The organism is Deltaproteobacteria bacterium (assembly GCA_020848745.1).
GTDB lineage: Bacteria > Desulfobacterota > Binatia > UTPRO1 > UTPRO1 > UTPRO1.
This window is the reverse complement of record JADLHM010000141.1, coordinates 12,637-32,707: the sequence shown is the minus strand read 5'-3', so window position 1 is coordinate 32,707 and position 20,071 is coordinate 12,637. Positions and strand designations below refer to the sequence as shown.

General features: G+C 69.0%; 21 protein-coding genes. 10 read left to right on the top strand and 11 right to left on the bottom strand.

From position 1 onward, the window contains the following. From nuoK to IT293_19985, 4 genes are read right to left on the bottom strand one after another with little or no spacing between them, the layout of a single operon-like run. Positions 1-306 (bottom strand): NADH-quinone oxidoreductase subunit NuoK, encoded by a 306-nt coding sequence (nuoK, locus tag IT293_20000; GenBank protein MCC6766947.1) that lies wholly within the window; start codon positions 304-306, stop codon positions 1-3. After that, entirely contained in the window at positions 303-824 is a 522-nt protein-coding gene (locus IT293_19995; GenBank protein ID MCC6766946.1) for an NADH-quinone oxidoreductase subunit J, read from the bottom strand. The genes nuoK and IT293_19995 overlap by 4 nt, the downstream gene beginning before the upstream one ends. After that, on the bottom strand, positions 821-1,867 hold the full coding sequence (locus tag IT293_19990; GenBank protein MCC6766945.1) for an NADH-quinone oxidoreductase subunit H: 1,047 nt from the start codon (positions 1,865-1,867) through the stop codon (positions 821-823). Before IT293_19990 ends, IT293_19995 begins: the two co-directional genes overlap by 4 nt. A gap of 41 nt (positions 1,868-1,908) precedes the next feature. Next, positions 1,909-2,208, bottom strand: a complete 300-nt coding sequence (locus IT293_19985) for an NADH-quinone oxidoreductase subunit A (protein ID MCC6766944.1) — start codon at positions 2,206-2,208, stop codon at positions 1,909-1,911. Between the two features lie 218 nt (positions 2,209-2,426). Between IT293_19985 and IT293_19980 the strand changes: the two genes are divergently transcribed. The 4 genes from IT293_19980 (at position 2,427) to IT293_19965 (ending at position 6,678) form a co-directional block, all read left to right on the top strand. Further along, entirely contained in the window at positions 2,427-3,479 is a 1,053-nt protein-coding gene (locus IT293_19980; GenBank protein ID MCC6766943.1) for a phosphotransferase, read from the top strand. Beyond that, a complete protein-coding gene (locus tag IT293_19975) occupies positions 3,476-4,219 on the top strand; it encodes an NDP-sugar synthase (protein ID MCC6766942.1) in 744 nt (247 codons plus the stop codon). Before IT293_19980 ends, IT293_19975 begins: the two co-directional genes overlap by 4 nt. Before the next feature lie 141 nt (positions 4,220-4,360). Next, complete coding sequence (locus IT293_19970; protein ID MCC6766941.1) at positions 4,361-5,719, top strand: patatin-like phospholipase family protein; 1,359 nt, start codon at positions 4,361-4,363, stop codon at positions 5,717-5,719. A 236-nt stretch (positions 5,720-5,955) separates the two neighbouring features. Then, complete coding sequence (locus IT293_19965; GenBank protein MCC6766940.1) at positions 5,956-6,678, top strand: phosphoadenylyl-sulfate reductase; 723 nt, start codon at positions 5,956-5,958, stop codon at positions 6,676-6,678. 101 nt (positions 6,679-6,779) lie between these two features. Here the strand turns inward: IT293_19965 and IT293_19960 are convergent, their stop codons facing one another. From IT293_19960 to eno, 3 genes are all read right to left on the bottom strand, one after another. Beyond that, positions 6,780-7,115 (bottom strand): SCP2 sterol-binding domain-containing protein, encoded by a 336-nt coding sequence (locus IT293_19960; protein MCC6766939.1) that lies wholly within the window; start codon positions 7,113-7,115, stop codon positions 6,780-6,782. Between the two features lie 90 nt (positions 7,116-7,205). Further along, positions 7,206-7,976: an alpha/beta hydrolase gene (locus tag IT293_19955; GenBank protein ID MCC6766938.1), complete on the bottom strand. Its 771-nt coding sequence runs from the start codon at positions 7,974-7,976 to the stop codon at positions 7,206-7,208. A 562-nt stretch (positions 7,977-8,538) separates the two neighbouring features. Continuing rightward, positions 8,539-9,846 (bottom strand): phosphopyruvate hydratase, encoded by a 1,308-nt coding sequence (eno, locus tag IT293_19950; GenBank protein ID MCC6766937.1) that lies wholly within the window; start codon positions 9,844-9,846, stop codon positions 8,539-8,541. Positions 9,847-9,956: 110 nt separating this feature from the next. Between eno and IT293_19945 the strand changes: the two genes are divergently transcribed. Beyond that, positions 9,957-10,241: a septum formation initiator family protein gene (locus IT293_19945; GenBank protein MCC6766936.1), complete on the top strand. Its 285-nt coding sequence runs from the start codon at positions 9,957-9,959 to the stop codon at positions 10,239-10,241. On the opposite strand, the gene IT293_19940 is transcribed toward IT293_19945, so the two are convergent. From IT293_19940 to IT293_19930, 3 genes are all read right to left on the bottom strand, one after another. Continuing rightward, positions 10,193-10,966, bottom strand: coding sequence for a protein-L-isoaspartate(D-aspartate) O-methyltransferase (locus IT293_19940; GenBank protein MCC6766935.1), 774 nt, complete (start codon positions 10,964-10,966; stop codon positions 10,193-10,195). The two genes, IT293_19945 and IT293_19940, sit on opposite strands and share 49 nt — an antisense overlap. Then, positions 10,966-11,358 carry a glycine cleavage system protein GcvH gene (gene gcvH, locus IT293_19935; protein MCC6766934.1) on the bottom strand — a complete coding sequence of 131 codons (393 nt, stop codon included), beginning with the start codon at positions 11,356-11,358 and terminating at the stop codon, positions 10,966-10,968. Before gcvH ends, IT293_19940 begins: the two co-directional genes overlap by 1 nt. Positions 11,359-11,616: 258 nt before the next feature. Beyond that, positions 11,617-14,310, bottom strand: coding sequence for a vitamin B12-dependent ribonucleotide reductase (locus tag IT293_19930; protein ID MCC6766933.1), 2,694 nt, complete (start codon positions 14,308-14,310; stop codon positions 11,617-11,619). A gap of 231 nt (positions 14,311-14,541) precedes the next feature. On the opposite strand from IT293_19930, the gene IT293_19925 reads away from it, so the two are divergent. Genes IT293_19925 through IT293_19910 form a run of 4 tightly spaced genes read left to right on the top strand, consistent with a single transcriptional unit; the run spans position 14,542 to position 18,182 of the window. Further along, positions 14,542-14,991 (top strand): DUF721 domain-containing protein, encoded by a 450-nt coding sequence (locus IT293_19925; GenBank protein MCC6766932.1) that lies wholly within the window; start codon positions 14,542-14,544, stop codon positions 14,989-14,991. A gap of 14 nt (positions 14,992-15,005) precedes the next feature. Continuing rightward, on the top strand, positions 15,006-15,839 hold the full coding sequence (locus IT293_19920) for an alpha/beta hydrolase (protein ID MCC6766931.1): 834 nt from the start codon (positions 15,006-15,008) through the stop codon (positions 15,837-15,839). Positions 15,840-15,843: 4 nt separating this feature from the next. Further along, a complete protein-coding gene (locus IT293_19915; GenBank protein ID MCC6766930.1) occupies positions 15,844-16,614 on the top strand; it encodes an ABC transporter ATP-binding protein in 771 nt (256 codons plus the stop codon). Continuing rightward, a complete protein-coding gene (locus tag IT293_19910; GenBank protein MCC6766929.1) occupies positions 16,611-18,182 on the top strand; it encodes an ABC transporter permease/substrate-binding protein in 1,572 nt (523 codons plus the stop codon). The genes IT293_19915 and IT293_19910 overlap by 4 nt, the downstream gene beginning before the upstream one ends. Here the strand turns inward: IT293_19910 and thiI are convergent. Beyond that, positions 18,166-19,374, bottom strand: coding sequence for a tRNA 4-thiouridine(8) synthase ThiI (thiI, locus tag IT293_19905; protein ID MCC6766928.1), 1,209 nt, complete (start codon positions 19,372-19,374; stop codon positions 18,166-18,168). The two genes, IT293_19910 and thiI, sit on opposite strands and share 17 nt — an antisense overlap. Before the next feature lie 55 nt (positions 19,375-19,429). On the opposite strand from thiI, the gene IT293_19900 reads away from it, so the two are divergent. After that, on the top strand, positions 19,430-20,017 hold the full coding sequence (locus IT293_19900; protein ID MCC6766927.1) for a CoA pyrophosphatase: 588 nt from the start codon (positions 19,430-19,432) through the stop codon (positions 20,015-20,017). The last annotated feature ends 54 nt before the right edge of the window (positions 20,018-20,071 follow it).

The following is a 20,071-nucleotide window of genomic DNA, read 5'->3' as shown; positions in this document are numbered from 1 at the left end:
TCACCCGCGCAGCAACGCCAGCTCGTCGGCGTTGACGGTGGTCCGGTTGCGGAAGGACGCGATGATGATCGCGAGCCCGACGGCGGCCTCCGCGGCGGCGACCGTCATCACGAAGAAGACGACCACCTGCCCGTCCACCGCGCCCCGCGCCCGCGCGAGCGCGATGAAGCTCAGGTTCACGGCGTTCAGCATGAGCTCGATCGCCATGAAGATGACGATGACGTTGCGGCGCACGAGCACCCCGACGACACCGATGGCGAAGAGCACGGCCGATAGCATCAGGACCCATTCGGTCTGGATGATCATGAGAGCGTCGGTCGCCTTTGCTTCTGCGCGAGCACGACCGCCCCCACCACCGCCACCAGCAGCAGGATCGACGTCAGCTCGAACGGGAGGAGAAAATCCGTGTAGAGACTCCGCGCCACGGCGGCCGCGCCGCCGTAGCCCTCGGGCGCGGCTCCCGCGGAGCCTACCGTCGCGCCGCGCACCAGCAAGGCGAGCTCGATCGCGAAGACCACGCCACCCATCCAGGCGAGGCCGCGCAGGGCGTAGCGTCGCCGGCCGCGCTCGGGGTCGTCGCTCCGGAGATTCAGGAGCATGATGACGAACAAGAAGAGCACCATGATCGCGCCGGCGTAGACGATGATCTGGAGCGCCGCGATCATGTGGGCCTCGAGCAACACGAAGACGACCGCGAGGAGGAAGAGGGTCACCACGAGAAAGAGCGCGCACTTGACCGGATTCGGGTGCAGGACCACCCCGAGGGCCGCGGCGACGGTCAGGACGGCGACGAGAAGGAAGAGCGCGGCGCCCATCGCGATCACCCGAGCAGCACGATGACGATGCCCGTCACCAGCATGTTGGCGAGCGCCAGGGGCAGCAGGTACTTCCACCCGAGGTCCATCACCTGATCGTAGCGGTAGCGCGGGAGCGTCCAGCGTACGAGGATCTGGAACACGCAGAGCGCGAAGACTTTGACCGTGAAGCTCGCGACCTGGAGGCCGACGACCGCGAGGTGCGGCAGGGCGACGATCGCCCCGCCCGGCAGATGGAAGCCGTCGCGGAAGAGGAACGGCACCTGCCACGCGCCGAAGAAGAGCGTGGTCGCGAGCCCGGCGACGACGACGCTCTCCGCGAAATCGCTCAACATGAAGGCCGCCTGTTTCATGCCCGAGTACTCGGTGAAGTACCCGCTGATGAGCTCGGACTCGCCCTCGGGGAGGTCGAAGGGCACGCGCTTCGTCTCCGCGATGCCGGCGATCAGGAAGATCAGGAACCCGAGCGGCTGATAGAGCACGCCCCACGCGGGGATCACGCCGAAGAAGTGATGCCCCTGAGCGCGGGCGATCGCCTGCATGTCGAGCGTACCGAACGTCATCACCGCGCCGATGAGGGCGAGCCCCAGCGCGATCTCGTACGAGATCATCTGGGCCGAGCCCCGGATGCCCCCGAGGAGCGCCCACCGGCTGTTCGACGCCCAGCCTCCGAGCACCACGCCGTAGACCGCGAGCGAGGACATCGCGAGGACGTAGAGGATGCCGATGTCGAGCTCGGCGACCTGGAGGTTGATGCTGTGGTCGCCGATCACGAGCCGGTCGCCGAACGGGATCGCCGCGAACGTGACCATGACGGGGAAGACCGCCAGGAACGGCGCCAGGAAGTGCAGGAGCTTGTCGGCCCCCGCCGGCACCATGTCCTCCTTGGTGAGCAGCTTGATCGGGTCGGCGATGAGCGTGTTGATGAGGCCGAAATTGACCGGCATCACGCCGAAAATGTTGGCCCGATTGGCGCCGATGCGGTCCTGAATGAGCGCGCTGCCCTTGCGCTCGACCCAGAGCAGGACGGCGCTCATGTGGAGGACGAGCATCAACACGGCGAACGCCTTCGCCGCCGCGATGCCGACCTCGATCAATCCCACGCGAGCGCCCCGCGCCGCCAGACGTAGGCGAGACCGAACCCCAGGACGGCAACGAACGTGAGCATCTCGATGAGCCCCGGGACGCCGAGCTGCCGGAATACGATCGCCCACGGGTACATGAACACGACCTCGACGTCGAAGACGATGAAGAGGATCGCCACGAGGTAGAAGTGCACCGAGAAGCGGCCGCGGGCGGGACCCGACGAAGGGTTGCCGCACTCGAAGACCTCGTCCTTCACGGCCCGACGCGACTTGCTCCGCACGCCGAAGATCATGCTGCCGGAGACCATCCCGAGGACGATCACGGCGCCGAGCGCGAACGTGATGACGACGCCGATGTATTGGTCCAGCACTGCGAATGCCCCCGCGAAACCCGTGACCCCGCGCAGCTAGGTCCGCGCGGCGCCACCCGTTATGCCGATGGTCTCTCGCATGTCAAGGTTGCGGGTGCCCGACTCGGCGAGCGGCTGGTGCGCCGAACGCGCGCGCGCTACACGACGCCAACGCCATGCACGACGACGTCGCGCCACGGATCACGCGCCTGGTCGGGGACCGGTGGCCCGGCGCCGCGCTCGCGGACGTCGCGCACCTCGCCGGCGACTTTTCCGCACGCCGCTACTTCCGCGCGACGCTCACCGGCGGCGGCGCCCCCGCGACCGTCGTCGTGATGGTGCTCGCCGGGAGCGGCCTGCCGTTGAGCTCCGAAGAACTCGGCGTGTTTCCCGAGCCGCTCGTCGAGCTGCCGTTCCTCGACGTCCACCGGTTGCTGGTCGCGATCGGCGCGCCGGTGCCGGAGATCTACGTGGCGGCCGTGGACGACGGGATGCTGCTCCTCGAGGACGCCGGCGACGTCGTGCTGTGGGACGCCGCGGTCCGTGCCGGTGACGACGCCGAGCGCGTGTACCGCCGCGCCATCGACGCGCTCCTCATTCTCCACGAGCGCGGCACCACCCATCGTCCCGCGACCAGCATCGCCTTCAAGCAAGGGCTCGACGATCGGCTCCTCCAGTGGGAGCTGGAGCATTTTCTCGAGTGGGGCGTAGAGCGCCGGCTCGGAGCGACGCTCTCCGCCGCCACCCGCCACGGCTACCAGGAGAGCTTCGACGCGGTCACGCGGGAGCTCGCCGCCGCGCCGCGGGTCTTGAGCCACCGCGACTACCACGGCTGGAACCTCCTCTGGCGAGACGACCGGCCGATCATCATCGACTTCCAGGACGCCTTCATGGCGCCCGCCGAGTACGACCTCGCGTCCCTGCTCACGGACCGCATCACCCCCCGCCTCGTCGACGCGGGCATGGAGCGTCGGCTTCTCGCCTACTACTGGAACGCGCGCGGCCGGGGCGGCGACCTCGATCGACACCGCTACGCGCTGGTCGCGCTGCATCGCGCCCTCAAGGTCGTCGGCCGCCTCCATTACATAGCGCTCGCGAAAGGGAAGTCCGGGCCCCTCGCCTTCCTTCCCGACGTGGTCGCGACCTGCCGCCGCTTGCTCGCCGAGGTGCCGTTGCCCGGGGCGCTGGCGGACGAGTTCGCGGCGCAATGGCAGGAAGGCGCCCCATGAAGGCGATGGTGCTGGCGGCCGGGCTCGGCACGCGCCTTCGGCCGCTCACGAACGACCGACCGAAGGCGCTCGTCGAGGTCGCGGGGCGGCCGCTCATCACCTACAACCTCGCGCTGTTGCGCCACTACGGCATCACCGACGTGGTCGTGAACCTCCATTGGCACGGTCAAGCCCTCCGGAACGCGCTCGGAGACGGCAGTCGCCTCGGGCTCTCGATCGCGTACTCCGAGGAGCAGCCGCTGCTCGACACCGGCGGCGGCATCAAGCGCGCGCAGCCGCTGCTCGGCGACGGCGACTTCGTCGTCGTGAACAGCGACACGATCCTCGACCTGCCGCTCGATCGCGTGATCGCCCGCCATCGCGCCGGGGGCGCCGATGCCACGCTCGTGCTCCGGCGTGATCCCGCGCAAGCGCGCTACGGCGAGATCGAGATCGACGCCGGCGGGCGCGTGCGGCGCTTCCTCGGTCGGCCGGAGCACGCCCCGTCTCCGCTCACGCCGTACATGTTCGCGGGCGTCCACGTCCTCTCCCGCCGCGTCTTCGATTTCATGCCGGCGGACGGCGTCTTCAGCATCACCCGCCAGACCTACCCGGCCATGCTCGCCGCCGACGCCGCGTTGCAGGGCTTCCCGTTCGACGGCTTCTGGCGCGTGATCGACACGCCAGCCGACCGGGAGCGCGCCGCTCGGGATCTGACGGGGATCCGGCTCGCGCATCTCGGGACGCCCGCGGCCACCTGATGACGCGCGAGCCATCCACCACGAACCGCCGGCGCGAGTACCCCTACGCCGCCGACCTCGCTCGCGGCGGGAGGGTCGCGCTTGACGCGGTTTCGCCATCTGCTTTACAGATCCGTCAGGTGTCGCGGGGGAGAGGGTGACATGGGCATCACGATCGTCCAGAAGAGCGACCTCACCGTCCGCAAACGCAACCCGCGGATCGCCCTCGTGCTCGCCGGGGGTGCGATCAGCGGCGGCGGCTTCAAGCTCGGCGGCTTGAAGGCATTCGACGACTTCCTGGTCAACCGCAAGACGACCGACTTCGACATCTACGTCGGCCTCTCCGCGGGCGCGTTCCTCGCGGCGCCCCTCGCGAGCGGCGTCACGCCGCCCGAGATGCTGCGCAGCCTCGAGGGCAGCTCCGAGGAGTTCACGCAGTTCCGGGCGTTCGACTTCTACCAGCCGAACTACGCGGAGTTCGTCGAGCGCCCCCTCCGCTACGTGCTCGACCTGGCCGCCTTCATCCCGGGCTCCATCCTCGATCTCGTCGCCAAGAGCCCCGCCCTCGCCGAAACCATCGCGGACCCGGTGCGCGATTTCGTACGGGCTCCGTCGATCTCCCACGCGGCCGACGTGCTGCGACCGCTCGGGCAGGCACTGCTCGCCGGCCGCCCTTTTCCGTTCCCGCTCGACTACCTGCCGTCGGGCCTCTTCGACAACGTGACCATCGAGCGCTACCTGCGCGACAACCTGGAACGGCGACGCATGCCGAACGGTTTCAAGGCGCTCTTCCAGGCACGCAAGCGGGAGCTCTACATCTCGGCGATGAACCTCGACTCCGCCGAACGCGTCGTATTCGGCCACGACGAGGACAGCTCGCTCTCCATTTCCGAGGCAGTGCAGGCCTCGACCGCTCTCCCCGGCTTCTACCGCCCCGCGCGCATCCGCGGCATCGACTACGTCGACGGCGGCGTGCGCCGCACGGCCAACATCGACGTCGCGATCGACCACGGCGCCGACCTCGTCATCTGCTACAACCCGTTCCGCCCCTTCTCGAACCGCGTGGTGCGCAAGTACGATCCGCAGAAGGACGACTACGTCGCCGAGGGCGTGCAGCTCGCCGATCGCGGGATGCTCACCATCCTGAACCAGGTGCTCCGCACCCTCCTGCACTCGCGGCTCCAGCTCGGGCTCCGTCAGTACCAGGACGATCCCAACTTCAAGGGCGACATCATCCTGATCGAGCCGACCGAGAAGGACCTCGATTTCTTCCAGATGACGCCGATCGCGTTCTGGGAGCGCCGCCGGGCGGCGCAGCACGGATACGAGTCGGTGACGCAGTCGATCGAGATCCACTACGACATGATCCGCCGGATCATGGAGAGCTACGGCATCCTCATGACCCGGAAGACCGTCAGCGAGGGCATGCAGCGGATGCGGACGGGCGAGACCCCCGAGGAAGCGACGGACTTCCTGACGCGCGAGGTGCCCTCGCGCGCCATCTCGGTCGCGAAAGCGTAGCCGTAGGGCGGCTCCCGGAAGCGCCGGAATCCGCGGGTCGGTCGCCGCGAGGAGGCGCCGACACAGCACCTCGATGATGCGCAACGTAGCGGAATGCTTCGAGGTGCGCACGGGGTCCCGGTCGCGTCACGGCGCTCGCGCGCGGCTCGTCCCACGCGGGCTCCGGACATCAAGCCCGTGATTCGTATGGCGTTCTACGTTGCTCCGGGTAGGGGGCGCGGATATACAGGCCGGCGATGTTGAAAGTCGCCCCCCATGAAGAGGACGTCGCGGCCCTGGCCCTCCGTTTCGAGGAAGCCGAGCCCGCCGAGATCCTCCAGTGGACGGTCGACCGATACGCCCCCGACGCCGTTCTCACCTGCTCCTTCCAGCACGAAGGCGTCGTGCTCACCCACATGCTGCAGTCGATCGCGCCGGCGACCCCGGTCGTCTTCATCAACACGGGCTACCACTTCCCCGAGACCCTGGCGTATCGCGACCTTCTCGTCGAACGCCTCGGATTCAATCTCGTGGAGGTCGCGCCGGCCGTCGGCAAGGAAGACGTCGAGCGCGCGCACGGGCCCGACCTCTTTCGCCACGACCCCGATCGCTGCTGCGAGATCAACAAGGTCGAGCCGCTGCGGCGGGCCCTCAGAAACGTGCGCGCCTGGATGAACGGTCGGCGCCGCGACCAGGCCGCCACCCGCAATGCCTTGCCCGTGATCGAGGAGCTGAAGAACGGGATCATGAAGGTGAACCCGCTGGTCCGATGGCGCGCCCGTGACACCTACGAGTACATGCAGCGCCACGACCTGCCGCTGCATCCGCTCTTCGAACGCGGCTACGCCAGCATCGGCTGTGCCCCCTGTACGCGACCCGTGCTCGCGGGGGAGGACGAGCGCGCCGGACGGTGGGCCGGCCGGGACAAGATCGAGTGCGGCATCCACAGCGCCTTCAACGATCGCGGCCGCGACATCTGATTTCGCGGCCGCGCCGCGCCGGACGCCCCTGAAACGACCGAGGGGAGCCCGTCCATCGCGGTCGGGCCCCCCTCGGGTAACGCAAGGCTCGTCGCGAGCGCTCAGCTCATCGGGAAGAGCTGCTGCATCTTCATCGCGAGGCCCATGTCGCCCGCGATCTTGAGCTTGCCGCTCATGAACGCCATCTGCGGGTTCAGCTTTCCGTTCACCATGTCGAGGTAGTCGCTCGCCGCCATGGTGATCGTGATGTTCGGCGACGCATGCGAGCCTTCGCCGGTCGTCAGCTTGCCGTCATCGATGGCGAGGTTGTACTTGCCGCCGTTGTCCCCAGTCAGATCGAACTGGTAGACGGCCTTCAAACCCTTCGCGGCGCCGGCGTTGAACACGTTCGGCATGTCCGCCATCACGTCCTTCGTGTTGGTAAATGGTCGTGGCATCGAAAGCCTCCTTACACTGCTGAGAGTGGAGTGGTTGAACGGGAGGCTGATATCTAATCTGTTTCATAGAGTAAAGTGGGGTCGAGCGGTTCACTCGTCGGGCTCATCGTCCTCGACCCAGGCGAGGAGGTCGGCGCCGAGCGTCCGCACGATCCAGCGATGGACGCTGTCCGCGAGACGGGTCGCCGAACGGCCGAGCATCGGGAAATGACTGGAGACCGCCTGGATCCTCAAGTCCCAGGATCGTTGCGCGGCGAGACCTCGACAGTCCGCGAGCCGCGCCGCGGGATCCGCCTCCGCGGCCACCACGAGCCCGGGGAGCACGAGCCGTCCCGGCTCGCGCTCCCGTAAGCCCACGCGCCGAAAGAGCTCTCCCGAATCGGTTCGCAGACGGCGGACGTCCGCTTCGGAAATCCCGCTCGCGAACGGATCCGCCGCACCTTCCGGCGGTGCGACCCGGTCTCCTCCGAGCGCGGCGCTCCACCAGCGCGGCCGATTCCAGACGGCCGGGCGACGGAGCGCGAGCGGTGCGATCGCGACGATTGCCGGCAGGGGGAGATCACGGGCGATGAGATCGGCGAACACCAAGCCGGCGTCGTGCGCCACGACGACCGGCGGAGCGGGAAGATCACGACAGACATCGAGGAGCGCGCGCCGGCGGCTCTCCACGCCGGGCGCCTCGCGTCCGGAAAGGAAGGACGGAACCCATGCGTCCCATCCGCGATGCGCGAGGTACGCGGAGAAATCGCGCCAGATCCATCCTCCGGTCCACAACCCGTGCAGCAGCAACAGCGGGTGCCGGAAGCGGGATGCCTCGGCGCGCGCGACGTCGACGGTGATTCCGGAGAGATCGGTCGGCATCGGAACATGAAAAAAGCCCTTCGACGGGAAGCCGAAGGGCCTTTTTCCATAGAGCCCAGGGGGCTCTACACCTCGCCTGAGTCCAGACGGAAACTACACGCTACGAGAACTTCTCGCTGCGAACAGAACTGAAGAGAAGAAGCTACTTCTTCTTCTTGGCAGCGCCCTTCTTGGCCGGCGCTTTCTTCTTGGCCTTGGACGCTTTCTTCTTGGCTGCCATAGGCACCTCCTCAAAAACGTTAGCTGCGTTTGACCCTAGGTTCGCTCAGGCGAGCGCTCCCCCGATCCACAGCCACCCCACCACTCAACCGGATGGCATCATAGGAAAGTGCTGTAGCGCATGTCAAGAGAAAAATTGCATTTTGGAACTGAATTCCGATGGAGAATCAGAGTCATGTCGGGAGACACTCGCGAGCTTAAAATCGCGTTCACCCCTCCCTGGGGGAAAGAGTAACAGAGCGTTTTAAACCAGCTCAGAAACATGGACCGGACGCGGGCGAATTCCGAGGGAAGCTCCGCACGGATCGGATCCGAGCTGGAAGGCCGGTCCGTGCGGAGACTCCTAGCGCCGCCGCGCCGCGCGACGCGGGGTCCGGAACATGAAGGCTTTCGCGCCCGGGTACGTCGCCCGTCGGCCGAGGGCTTCTTCGATGCGCAGCAACTGATTGTATTTCGCCGTGCGCTCGCCCCGACACGGACTGCCGGTCTTGATCTGGCCCGCGTTCACGGCGACCGCGAGGTCGGCGATCGTGGAGTCCTCGGTCTCGCCGGAGCGGTGCGAAATGACGGTCGTGTAGCCGGCCTCGCGCGCGACGGTGATCGCCTCGAGGGTCTCCGTGAGCGTCCCGATCTGATTCACCTTGACCAGGATGGAGTTGGCGGCACCCGCCTCGATACCCTGGCGGAGCCGGCTCGGATTGGTGACGAACAGGTCGTCGCCGACGAGCTGGATCTTGCGCCCCAAGCGTTTCGTGAGGAGCGCCCACCCGTCCCAATCGTTCTCGGCCATGCCGTCCTCGATCGAGACGATGGGGTACCGGTCGACCCAGTCGGCATACAGGTCGACCATGTCGGCCTGTGTGCGATCGGCGGCGCCCGATTTCTTGAACACGTAGCGGCCGTCCTTCCAGAGCTCGCTTGCCGCCGCGTCGATGGCGATCTTCACCTGCGTCCCGGCACGATAGCCGGCGGCCCCGATCGCTTCCATGATGGCCGCCAGCGCCTCCTCGTCGGACGCGAGGTTCGGCGCGAAGCCACCCTCGTCGCCGACCCCGGTCGACAGCCTCCGGCCTCGCAACACCGCCCGCAAGGCGTGGAAGATCTCGGCGCCCACCCGCAGCGCGTCCGCGAAGGATCGGGCGCCGACCGGCATCACCATGAACTCCTGGAGATCGACCGTGTTGTCGGCATGCGCGCCGCCGTTCAGGATGTTGAACATCGGAACGGGAAGCACGCGCGCGCGCGCGCCGCCGAGGTAGGCGTAGAGCGCCTTGCCGGAGCGCGCGGCAGCCGCCCGGGCGACGGCGAGCGACACTCCGAGGATCGCGTTCGCGCCGAAACGCTTCTTGTTCGGCGTCCCGTCGAGCTCGATCATCAGCCGATCGATCTCGGCCTGACGCCGCGGATCGCACCCGACGAGCTTGCGCGCGAGCGCCTTGTTCACGTTGTCGACGGCGCGCCTGACGCCCTTGCCGGAGTAGCGCTCGTCCCGCCCGTCGCGCAGCTCGACCGCTTCGTACTCCCCGGTCGATGCTCCGGACGGAACCGCGGCGCGTCCGAGCGTCCCGTCGTTCAGGGTTACGTCGACTTCGACCGTGGGATTCCCTCGCGAGTCGAGGATCTCACGCGCATGCACCTTGGCGATCTTCATCGTGCTCTCCTTCGGTGGTTCGGCTTGTGGCCCGGCGGATCGCTCGTATACGATCGCGCCGCATGTGGTGGAGGGGTGCGGCGAGCACATCTCGCCAACGCGCGGTGGTAATGGCGGCGGTCGCGGCGACGACGGTGCTCGTCGGTGTCGTGATCTTCGGCAGCCGTGGCGTGCTTCATCTCCGGACGCTGACGGCGGAGCAGGACGAGCTCGATCGTCGCATCGCGGTCCTGTTGCACGAGAACGCTCAGCTCCGAAACCGGATTCATCGCCTGCGCGCCGACGACCGCACGCTCGAGCGTCTGGCGCGCGAGCAACTGGGATTCACGCGACCGGGCGAGGTCATCTATCGTTTCGGAGCTCGTTCGGGCTCTGCGCCGGACGTCGCTCCCTGACCTCGTCCCGGGCCACGCGCAGGCGGCCGAGGAGCGGCCGAACCGCCTCCGGGTTGAAGCTCCGCCACTTCCTTGGCGCGCAGCTTGAACCCCTTCTTCACGCCCCGCAGCAACACCTGCCTCCCGCGCGGCGGGCCGACCGGCATCACCAGCACCCCACCCTCGACCAATTGCTCGATGAGCGCGGGCGGCACGCGGGGACCGATCGACGTGACGATGACCGCGTCGTACGGACCGTACTCACGCCAGCCGAGCGAGCCGTCGCCGACCTTCACGTGCACGTTCTGGTATCCCTCGCGCGCCAACCGCAGGCGCGCGGTCGCCGCGGATTCGGGAATGACGCCAACCGAGAAGACCTCGGCGGCGAGCTCGGCGAGGAGTGCGGCGGCGTACCCCGTGCCGGTGCCGACCTCGAGCACGCGCGTGTCCGCCTTCGGCTGCACCAGCTCGATCATCCGCGCCAGCAGATAGGGTTGCGAGATGACCTGCGTGAAGGTCGGGGGCAGCGGCTTGTCGTCGAAGCGCCGTTCGAGCGCATCCTCCGGAACGAAGGCGTCGCGGGGAACGCGCGCAAACGCTTCGAGCACACGGGCGTCGCGTATGCCGCGCGCCGAAAGCCGCGCATCGAGCGCGCTGCCGTCGGCCGCGCGCGACGATCCGAGCGGAGCGACGAACGAAGCAAGCGAGAGCGCGAGCGTGAGGAGCGCGGGCCGAAGCCCGAGGATCACGCCTCTTCCTCGCCCGAAACCAGCTCGTCGTACTCGTCGGCGTCCAGAAGGGATTCGAGCTCGGAGCTGTCGTTGATCTCGACCTCGATCAGCCACCCTTCGTGATACGGATCCTCGTTGACGATGGTCGGATGATCGTCGAGCTCGGTGTTGATAGCGACCACCTGACCGGAAACGGGAGCGATGAGTTCGTTCACCGTCTTGACGGACTCGAGCTCACCAAAGGACTCCCCCTTCTCCACCTCGTCTCCCACGTCCGGAAGCTCGATGGCGATGATCTCACCGAGCTCTCCCTGAGCATGCTCCGAGATGCCGACGTGCGCACGCGATCCGTCAATGCGTAGCCAGAGATGATCGTTCGTGAACTTCAACGTATCGGCCATGCGCAGCCCCTCGTGATCATGCGGCCCTTATAGGGTGCCGCTTTTCGCTGTCAAGGGAGCAGTCGCCCGCGCCGTACGCGGCCAGCCACAACGACGAGAGCCGGTACGTGTCGGTCACGTACCGGCTCTCGTTTTCCCCCGGCCACCACGACCACAACGAGGCTCCGGGAACTCGACCACCGCCTCAGTTCCCCACCGATTCCCGTTCCCCCTCCACGTCGCGACGCTCCGGAGCCATCGCGACGGCGGACCCTGCTTCGAGACTCACGAGCAACCGCTCGTGGAGCCGCAGTTGAGACATTTGTAGCAACTGCCGTTGCGCACCATGATCGCGCCGCAATCGGAGCAACTCGGCGCGTCGGCCTGCGGACTGAAGCTCACGACACTCGATCGCGCACCGCCCTCGATCTCGGCCGTGACGACCTCGGCGAGCCCGACTTCCCGCCGCTGCTCGGCCGACAAGTGGCGCGAGCCGAGGAAGCGGAAGATATAGTCGGTCAGCGACTTCGCCATCGGGATCTCCGGATTCTTGGTGAACCCGGAGGGCTCGAAGCGGACGTGCGCGAACTTGTTGACGAGGACCTCGAGCGGCACGCCGTACTGGAGCGCCATGGACGTGAGCGTCGCGATCGTATCCATCAAGCCGGAGATGGTGCTGCCTTCCTTCGCCATCTTGATGAAGATCTCGCCCGGGGTGCCGTCCTCGTAGAACCCGACGTGGATATACCCCTCGTGCCCGGCGATCTCGAACTTGTGGCGCTCGGACTTGCAGTCGTTCTGTAGCCGACGCCGCGTCGGCCGCGCCTCGACTTTCGCCACCTCGACGGTCTTGCCCGTGTTGAGCGGCTGCGTCTGCTTGCAACCGTCGCGGTAGATCGCGATCGCCTTGAGGCCGTCGCGCCAGGCCTCGAGATACGCCTCGGTCACGTCGTCGACCGTGGCGTCGGCGGGCATGTTGACGGTCTTGGAGATGGCGCCCGAGATGAAGGGCTGTGCCGCGCCCATCATGCGGATGTGGCCAAGGTAGTGGATCGAGCGCGCCCCGCGCTGTGGCTTGAACGCGCAGTCGAAGACGGCGAGGTGCTCGTCCTCGAGGTGCGGCGCCCCCTCGATCGTCTCCTGCTCCTCGATGTACTCGAGGATGTCCTGGATCTCGCGGCTCTCGTACCCGAGCCGGGTGAGCGCGCGCCGGATCGTCATGTTGACGATCTTCAGCATGCCGCCGCCGACCAGCTTCTTGTACTTCACGAGCGCGATGTCGGGCTCGATTCCGGTCGTGTCGCAGTCCATCATGAACGCGATGGTTCCCGTCGGCGCCAACACGGTCGCCTGCGAGTTCCGGAATCCCTGTTTCTCGCCGAGCGCGTACGCCTCGTCCCACACCCGCCGCGACTCGCTCAACAGCTCGAGCGGCACGAGCGACGGGTCGATCTTGTGCGCCGCCGCGCGGTGCTTGCCGATCACCCGCTGCATCGGCTCGCGATTCGGTCCGTAGCCCGCGAACGGTCCCATCCCGCCGGCGATGCGCGCCGACTGGAGATACGCCTCGCCGCACACGAGCGCCGTCACGGCCGCCGCGTACTGCCGACCCGCCTCGGAGTCGTACGGGAGACCGAGCGACATCAGGAGCGCGCCGAGATTGGCGTAGCCGAGCCCGAGCTCGCGGAACGCGTGCGCGTTCTTCTCGATCTCCGGCGTCGGATAGCTCGAGTTGTCGACGAGGATGTCCTGTGCGGTGATCATCACGTCGACGGCGTGCTTGACCGCGTCGACGTCGAAATCGCCCGTCGCGCCGACGAACTTCATGAGGTTCAGCGACGAGAGGTTACAGGCCGAGTTGTCGAGGTGCATGTACTCGCTGCACGGATTCGACGCGTTGATGCGGCCGCTCGCCGGGCAGGTGTGCCAGTCGTTGATGGTCGTGTCGAACTGGAGACCCGGATCGCCGCAGGCGTGCGCGTTCTCGGAGATGGCGCGCATGACGTCGCGGGCGCGGAACGTCTCCGCCACCTCGCCGGTCCGCACGAACCTCGTCTGCCAGTCGCCGTCGGAAATGACGGCGCTCATGAAGGCGTCCGTCACCCGCACCGAGTTGTTGGCGTTCTGGAACGCGACCGATCCATACGCCGCGCCGTCGAGCGAGCTGTCGTAGCCGGCCGCGATCAGGGCCCGCGCCTTACGCTCCTCCTCGGTCTTGCAGGCGATGAACTCCATGACGTCGGGGTGGTCGACGTTCAGGACGACCATCTTGGCCGCCCGCCGCGTCTTCCCGCCCGACTTGATGACGCCCGCCGACGCGTCGGCCGCCTTCATGAAGGAGACCGGACCCGACGCCGTTCCGCCGCCGACCAGCCGCTCTTTCGACGAACGGAGCTTCGAGAGGTTCACCCCCGAGCCGGAGCCGCCTTTGAAGATGACGCCCTCGCGGCGGTACCAGTCGAGGATCGAGTCCATGGTGTCCTCGACGGAGAGGATGAAGCAGGCGCTGCATTGCGGCTTCGCCTCGACGCCGACGTTGAACCAGACCGGGCTGTTGAAGCAGGCCTTCTGGTGGAGCAGGAGGTGCGTGAGCTCGTCCGCGAAGACCGCCGCGTCGGCGGGCGTCGCGAAGTAGCCCTGCGCGGTGCCCCACGAGCGGATCGTTCCGACGACGCGCCCGATCAGCTGACGAACGCTCGTCTCGCGCTGCGGCGTCCCGAGCGGACCCCGGAAGTACTTCGAGACCACGACGTTGGTCGCGAGCTGCGTCCAGGCCTTCGGGATCTCGACCTCGTGTTGCTCGAAGACGACCTCGCCCTTCTCTCCGTAGATGACCGCGCTCCGTCGCTCCCACTCCACGTTCGCGAACGGATCCAGGCCGGCCTGCGTGAAATAGCGCTTGATCGCGAGGCCCGATCGCCCCTCCGCCGGAGCCTCCTCTCCGAACGCCATCCGTTGCGCCTCCGCCGCCCCGTCCATGCCGCCCACCGCCACCCCATTTTCCATGGCACGACCCTCGATTTGCTGGTTTTGCGGCGCTCCGAGCTGCTCGGAGCGATCCGTGACACGACTTGGCTTCGACCCGCGAACCATCAAGATGTTGTAGAGCGAGGCGGGTCAGTACACAAGGAATGGACAGCCTGTCAAGAAAAAAATCGTCGCGATCCGCAAGGCTTTCTCCATGGCGACGCTCACGCTAAGGACCGCCGCGTGAGCCCGCGCCGCGAGCCTGCGAGCATCGACGGAGTGCTCGAAACCTGCCTCGACCGCGTCCTCGGGACGCCCGGCGCGAGCGCCATCTGGCGGGTCTGGAGCGATGCGGTCGGCGCGGCCATCGCACGCCGCGCGGAGCCCGTCCGCCTGCGCGGCCGGACGCTCGTCGTCGCGGTGTCGAGCGCCCCTTGGATGCAGGAGCTGAACCTCTTGAAGCGCGGCATCGTCGCCGCCCTGAACGAGCGCCTGACGCGGCCGCTCGTCGACGATCTCTTTCTCGTACTGACCGAGGGCCGCGCCGCGGCCCCGACGCCGGCGCGGCGCGCGCCCGCGCCGACCTGCCCGCCACCGCCCGCGGCGACCGACCTCGACGGCTTACCGGCCACGTTGCGGGCGAGCTTCGCCGGCGTGCTCGACGCCTGGCGGCGCCGCGCGCGCGTCGAGTGACGCGGGAGACACCGATGCCCCATCCGACCGACGCCAGCACCACGCTCGACGATCTCTCGCTCCACTATCTCGATTGGGGCACGGTCGGACATCCGCCCCTCGTCTGCCTGCACGGCATCACACAGACGGCGCACAGCTGGGACGAGGTCGCTCCGAGCTTCGCGCGCACCCATCACGTACGCGCGCTCGACCAGCGCGGCCACGGCGATTCGAGCTGGGCGGCCGACGGCGACTACCGCCTCGCGACGCAAAGCCGCGACGTCGAGCGCTTCGTCGAGACGACGCTCGGCGCTCCGGCGGTCGTCGTCGCCCTCTCGATGGGCGGCCTCGTCGCGCTGACGCTCACCGCCCGCCGGCCCGACCTCGTGCGCGCGCTCGTCGTCGTGGACATCGCGCCCGAGGTGCGACGCGACGGCGTCGACAACATCCGCAACTTCGTCGCCGCGACCGACGAGCTCGACACGTTCGAGGACTTCGTCGCCCGCGCGCACGCGTTCAACCCGCGCCGCTCGCTCGACAACATCCGGGAACGTCTGCGCCACAATCTGAGGCGGCTCCCGAACGGGCGCTGGACCTGGAAGTACGATCCCGCCCTGCGCAACCCGGCGCGCGTCGGCGAAGGCATGGGAGACCTCTGGGAGCGCGTCTCCGGCATCCGCTGCCCGGTGCTGATCGTGCGCGGCGGCGAGAGCGACATCCTCGACCCCGAGGTCGCGGCGCGTTTCGGCGGCGTCGTGGGCGCGGAGGTGCGCACGGTGCCGGGCGCCGGACACTCGGTCATGGGCGACAACCCGAGCGGGTTCCTCGCCGCCGTCGAGCCGTTCCTCGCCGACCTCCCGCGGGGGTGATCCCGTGCTGCGCCTGGTCGAGCTGCGCAAGCGCTTCGGCGACGCGACGGTCGTCGACGGGCTCACGCTCGAGGTCGCGCGCGGCGAGCGTCTGGTGCTCCTCGGCGGCTCCGGCTCGGGCAAGACGACGACGCTCAAGATGGTGAACCGCCTGATCGAGCCCGACGGCGGACGGGTCGAGCTCGACGGCGTCGACGTCGCCGCGCTCGCCCCGCACGCGCTCCGTCGCCGCATCGGCTACTGCTTCCAACAGGTCGGCCTCTTCCCCCACATGACGGTCGGCGAGAACGTCGGCGTCACGCCGCGCCTCCTCGGGTGGCCGGACGAGCGCGTCGCGGCGCGCGTCGACGAGCTGCTCGACCTCGTCGAGCTCGCGCCCGCGCGCTTCCGCGATCGCGCCCCGGCCTCGCTCTCGGGCGGCCAACAACAGCGGGTCGGCGTCGCGCGCGCGATCGCCGCCCAGCCGAGCGTGCTGCTGCTCGACGAGCCGTTCGGCGCGCTCGACCCGCTCACACGCGAGCGCCTGCAGCAATCGTTCCTCGCGATCGCACGCCGGCTCGATCTCACCGCGATCTTCGTCACCCACGACGTCCTCGAAGCCCTCGTCGTCGCCGACCGCATCGCCGTCCTGAACGACGGACGCGTGGAGCAGATCGACGCGCCGTCGGCGCTCATGGCGCGGCCGGCGACGGAGTATGTCCGGCGGCTCCTCGCGGCGCCGCTCCGCGGGCTGGCCGCCCTCCGGGCGGACGCGCAGCCGCCCGGCCGCGCATGAGCGAGCAGCTCGCGCTCCTGCCGGAACGCCTCGCCGCGCACCTCGAGCTCGCGCTCGCCGCCCTCGCTCTCGCGATCGCCCTCAGCCTCCCCGTCGGCGTGTGGGTGACGCACCGACCGCGCGCCGAGCCCTTCGCGCTCGCCGTCGCGAGCGCGGTGCAGACGATCCCGAGCCTCGCGCTGCTCGCCGTGATGGTGCCCGCGCTCGCGGCACTCGGCGCGCTCGCGCGGCGTTTCGTCGGCATCGACGTGCCGAGCATCGGCTACCTCCCCGCACTCCTCGGGCTCACGTGCTACGGCGTGCTGCCGATCCTCCGAAACACGGTGACCGGTATTCGCGGCGTGGATCCGGTGGTCGTCGAAGCCGCGCGCGGCGTCGGCATGACGGACCGCGAACGACTGCGGCTCGTCGAGCTGCCGCTCGCGGGGCCGGTCGTCGTCGCCGGCATCCGCACGGCGACGGTCTGGATCGTCGGCATCGCGACCCTCGCGACGCCGATCGGCGCCCCGAGCCTCGGCGACTACATCTTCAGCGGCCTCCAGACCCGCAATCTGGCGGCGGTGCTCACCGGTTGCTTCGCGTCCGCCGCGCTCGCGCTCGCGCTCGACGCGCTCGTGCACGCGGCGGAGGTGGGCGTGCGCACGGGCCGACGCGGCATCGTCGCCGCCGCGCTCGCGTGCCTCGCCGCGCTGGCGCTCGCGACCGCGGCGCACGCCGTCGGCCGGCGCCTCGGCGCCGCCGAGCGCCCGGTCGTGATCGGCGCCAAGACGTTCACGGAACAGTACGTGTTGAGCGAGATCGTCGCGGGCGCGATCGCGCGGACCACGTCGCACCCGACCCGCGTCGTGGCATCGCTCGGATCGACCGTGGCCTTCGATGCCCTCGCAGCGGGCGCGCTCGACCTCTACGTCGACTACACCGGCACGATCTGGGCAACCGTCATGAAGCGCACGGACGTCCCGCCCGATCCGGCGGTGGTGCTGGCCGAGGTGAGCCGGCACCTGACCGAGACGCACGGGATCACGCTCGTCGCGGCGCTCGGATTCGAGAATGCGTACGCGCTCGCGATGCGCGACGAGTCCGCCGGCCGGCTCGGCGTGACGACGATCAGCGACCTGGCGGCGCACGCGCCCGACCTCGTCATGGCGGGCGACTACGAGTTCTTCGGCCGGCCCGAATGGACCGCGCTCGCCGCCACCTACGGGCTCCGCTTCCGCGAGCGACGCAGCATGGACGCGTCGCTCATGTACGCCGCGGTCGCGAGCGCGCAGGTCGACGTCATCAGCGCCTTCTCGACCGACGGCCGGATCGGCGCGCTCGGCCTCACGGTGCTGGCCGACGACCGGCACGTCATTCCGCCCTACGACGCGGTCCTGCTCGCGAGCGCCCGCCTCGTGCGCGAGCGACCGGATGTGGTGCGCGCGCTCCGACCGCTCGCGGGCGCGATTCCGCCCGACCTCATGCGGCGGATGAACGCCGCCGTCGATCAGGACGGCGAGACGCCGGCCGCGGTGGCGCGCGCGTTCGTCGCGCGCTTCGCCGCGGCGACGCTCAGCCCTGGACCGTGAGACGCGTCCCGGCGGCGGCCTTGCCGGCGAGTTCGGGCGGGAACACGAAGCGTTCGCGCGTCGCATCCGCGACACCGCGTGCGACCAGCGCCGGCACGTCGAGCTGCCGTTCCGCCGCCTCGACCTCGGCGAGGGTCGCGCGCGTCGTCGGGTGCGCGGGCGTGAAGAGCGTGCAGCAGTCCTGGTCCGGCAGGATCGACGTCGTAAACGTGCCGATGCGGACCGCCTGCTGGATGATCTCGTTCTTGTCCATGCCGACGAGCGGCCGGAGCACGAGCGCCGACGTCGCCGCCGCGATCGTCTGCATGTTCTCCAGCGTCTGCGACGAGACCTGGCCGAGGCTCTCGCCCGTCACCAGAACGCGCGCGCCGTGTCGTCCGAGCGCCTCGGCGATCCGCAGCATCATGCGACGATAGAGAACGACGCGATGGCTGCGCGGCACGCGCGCGACGATCTCGCTCTGGATCTCGCCGAACGGCACGACCCAGAGATCGGAGCGCAGCTGCCGGCGCGTGAGGTGCTCGACGAGATCCCGCGCCTTGTCGACGCTCGCGCGGCTCGTGTACGGCACGCCGCTGAAGTGCACGAAGTCGACGCGGCACCCGCGCTGCATCATGCGGTACGCCGCAACCGGCGAGTCGATGCCGCCCGACATGAGGCACGTCACCCGTCCGCTGATCGTCACCGGCAGGCCGCCCGGCCCTGGGCGCTTGCCGCCCGACACGTACGCCGTCCGCGGCAGGATCTCGACGGTGATCGGCAGGTCGGGCGTCTCGAGGTCGACGCGTCCGCCGACCTCGGCCACGACTGCCGCGCCGAGGAACGCGCCGAGCTCGGGCGACGTCATCGGGAACGACTTGTCGGCGCGCCGCGCGCGGACCGCGAACGTCGTGAACGCCTCCGCGCGCGCGCAGTCGAGCACCGCCGCGCGGATGGCGTCGAGGCCGGCCGGGATCTCCACGCCGGCCGAGTAGTTGGCGACCCCGAAGGTATGCGCCACGCGCTCGCACACGAGGTCGACGGGCGCCTCCGGCGCGAGCCGCAGCACGATCCGCCCCGGCAGGCTGTCGGCGCTCCGCACCCCGAGGCCGGTCGTCGCGTCGCGCAGGTTCGCGATCAGACGCTGCACGAAGCGCTGCCGATTCCCGCCCTTGAGGGCGATCTCGTGGTAGCGCACGACGACGCAGGCCATCCGCCGCGCATAGCACGCGCTTTCGGGCGGGCGAACCGCCGTGATATCCGGCCCGATGACCCGCGAGATCCTGCCGGCGCTGCGGGCGGCGCTCGCCGAGCCGCGCCCGGCGCCGCCGCCGTCGTCGGCCGTCCAGGCGGCCGTGCTGGTGCCGCTCTTCGACGTCGACGACGACCTGCACCTCCTCTATACGACCCGCAGCGCCGCCCTGCCCCAGCACGCCGGACAGGTCGCCTTCCCCGGCGGGCGCCACGCGCCCGAGCGCGACCCCTCGCTGCTCGCGACCGCGCTCCGCGAGGCCGACGAAGAGATCGGTCTCCGCGCCTCCGACGTCGACGTGCTCGGCGCGCTCGACCCGATCCGCACCTTCAGCTCGAACTTCGTCATCACGCCTTTCGTGGCGCGCGTCCCGCACCCCTACGCGCTCCGCCTGGACCCGCGCGAGGTGCACGACGCGTTCGCGCTGCCGCTCCGCGTTCTCGACGATCCCGCGACGAGCGTCACGGAATCGTGGACGATCGAGGGGCGTGCGATCCCGGTCACGGCCTATCGTCACGACGGCCGCGTGATCTGGGGCGCGACGCAGCGGATCACTGCGAGCTTGCTCGACCTCATCACCGCGCTCGCGGCCCGGCAAGATTGACACCCTTCGGAGCGGCTCGTAAGGTCGCGAGCGGGTCGATGGCACGGCAAGGGC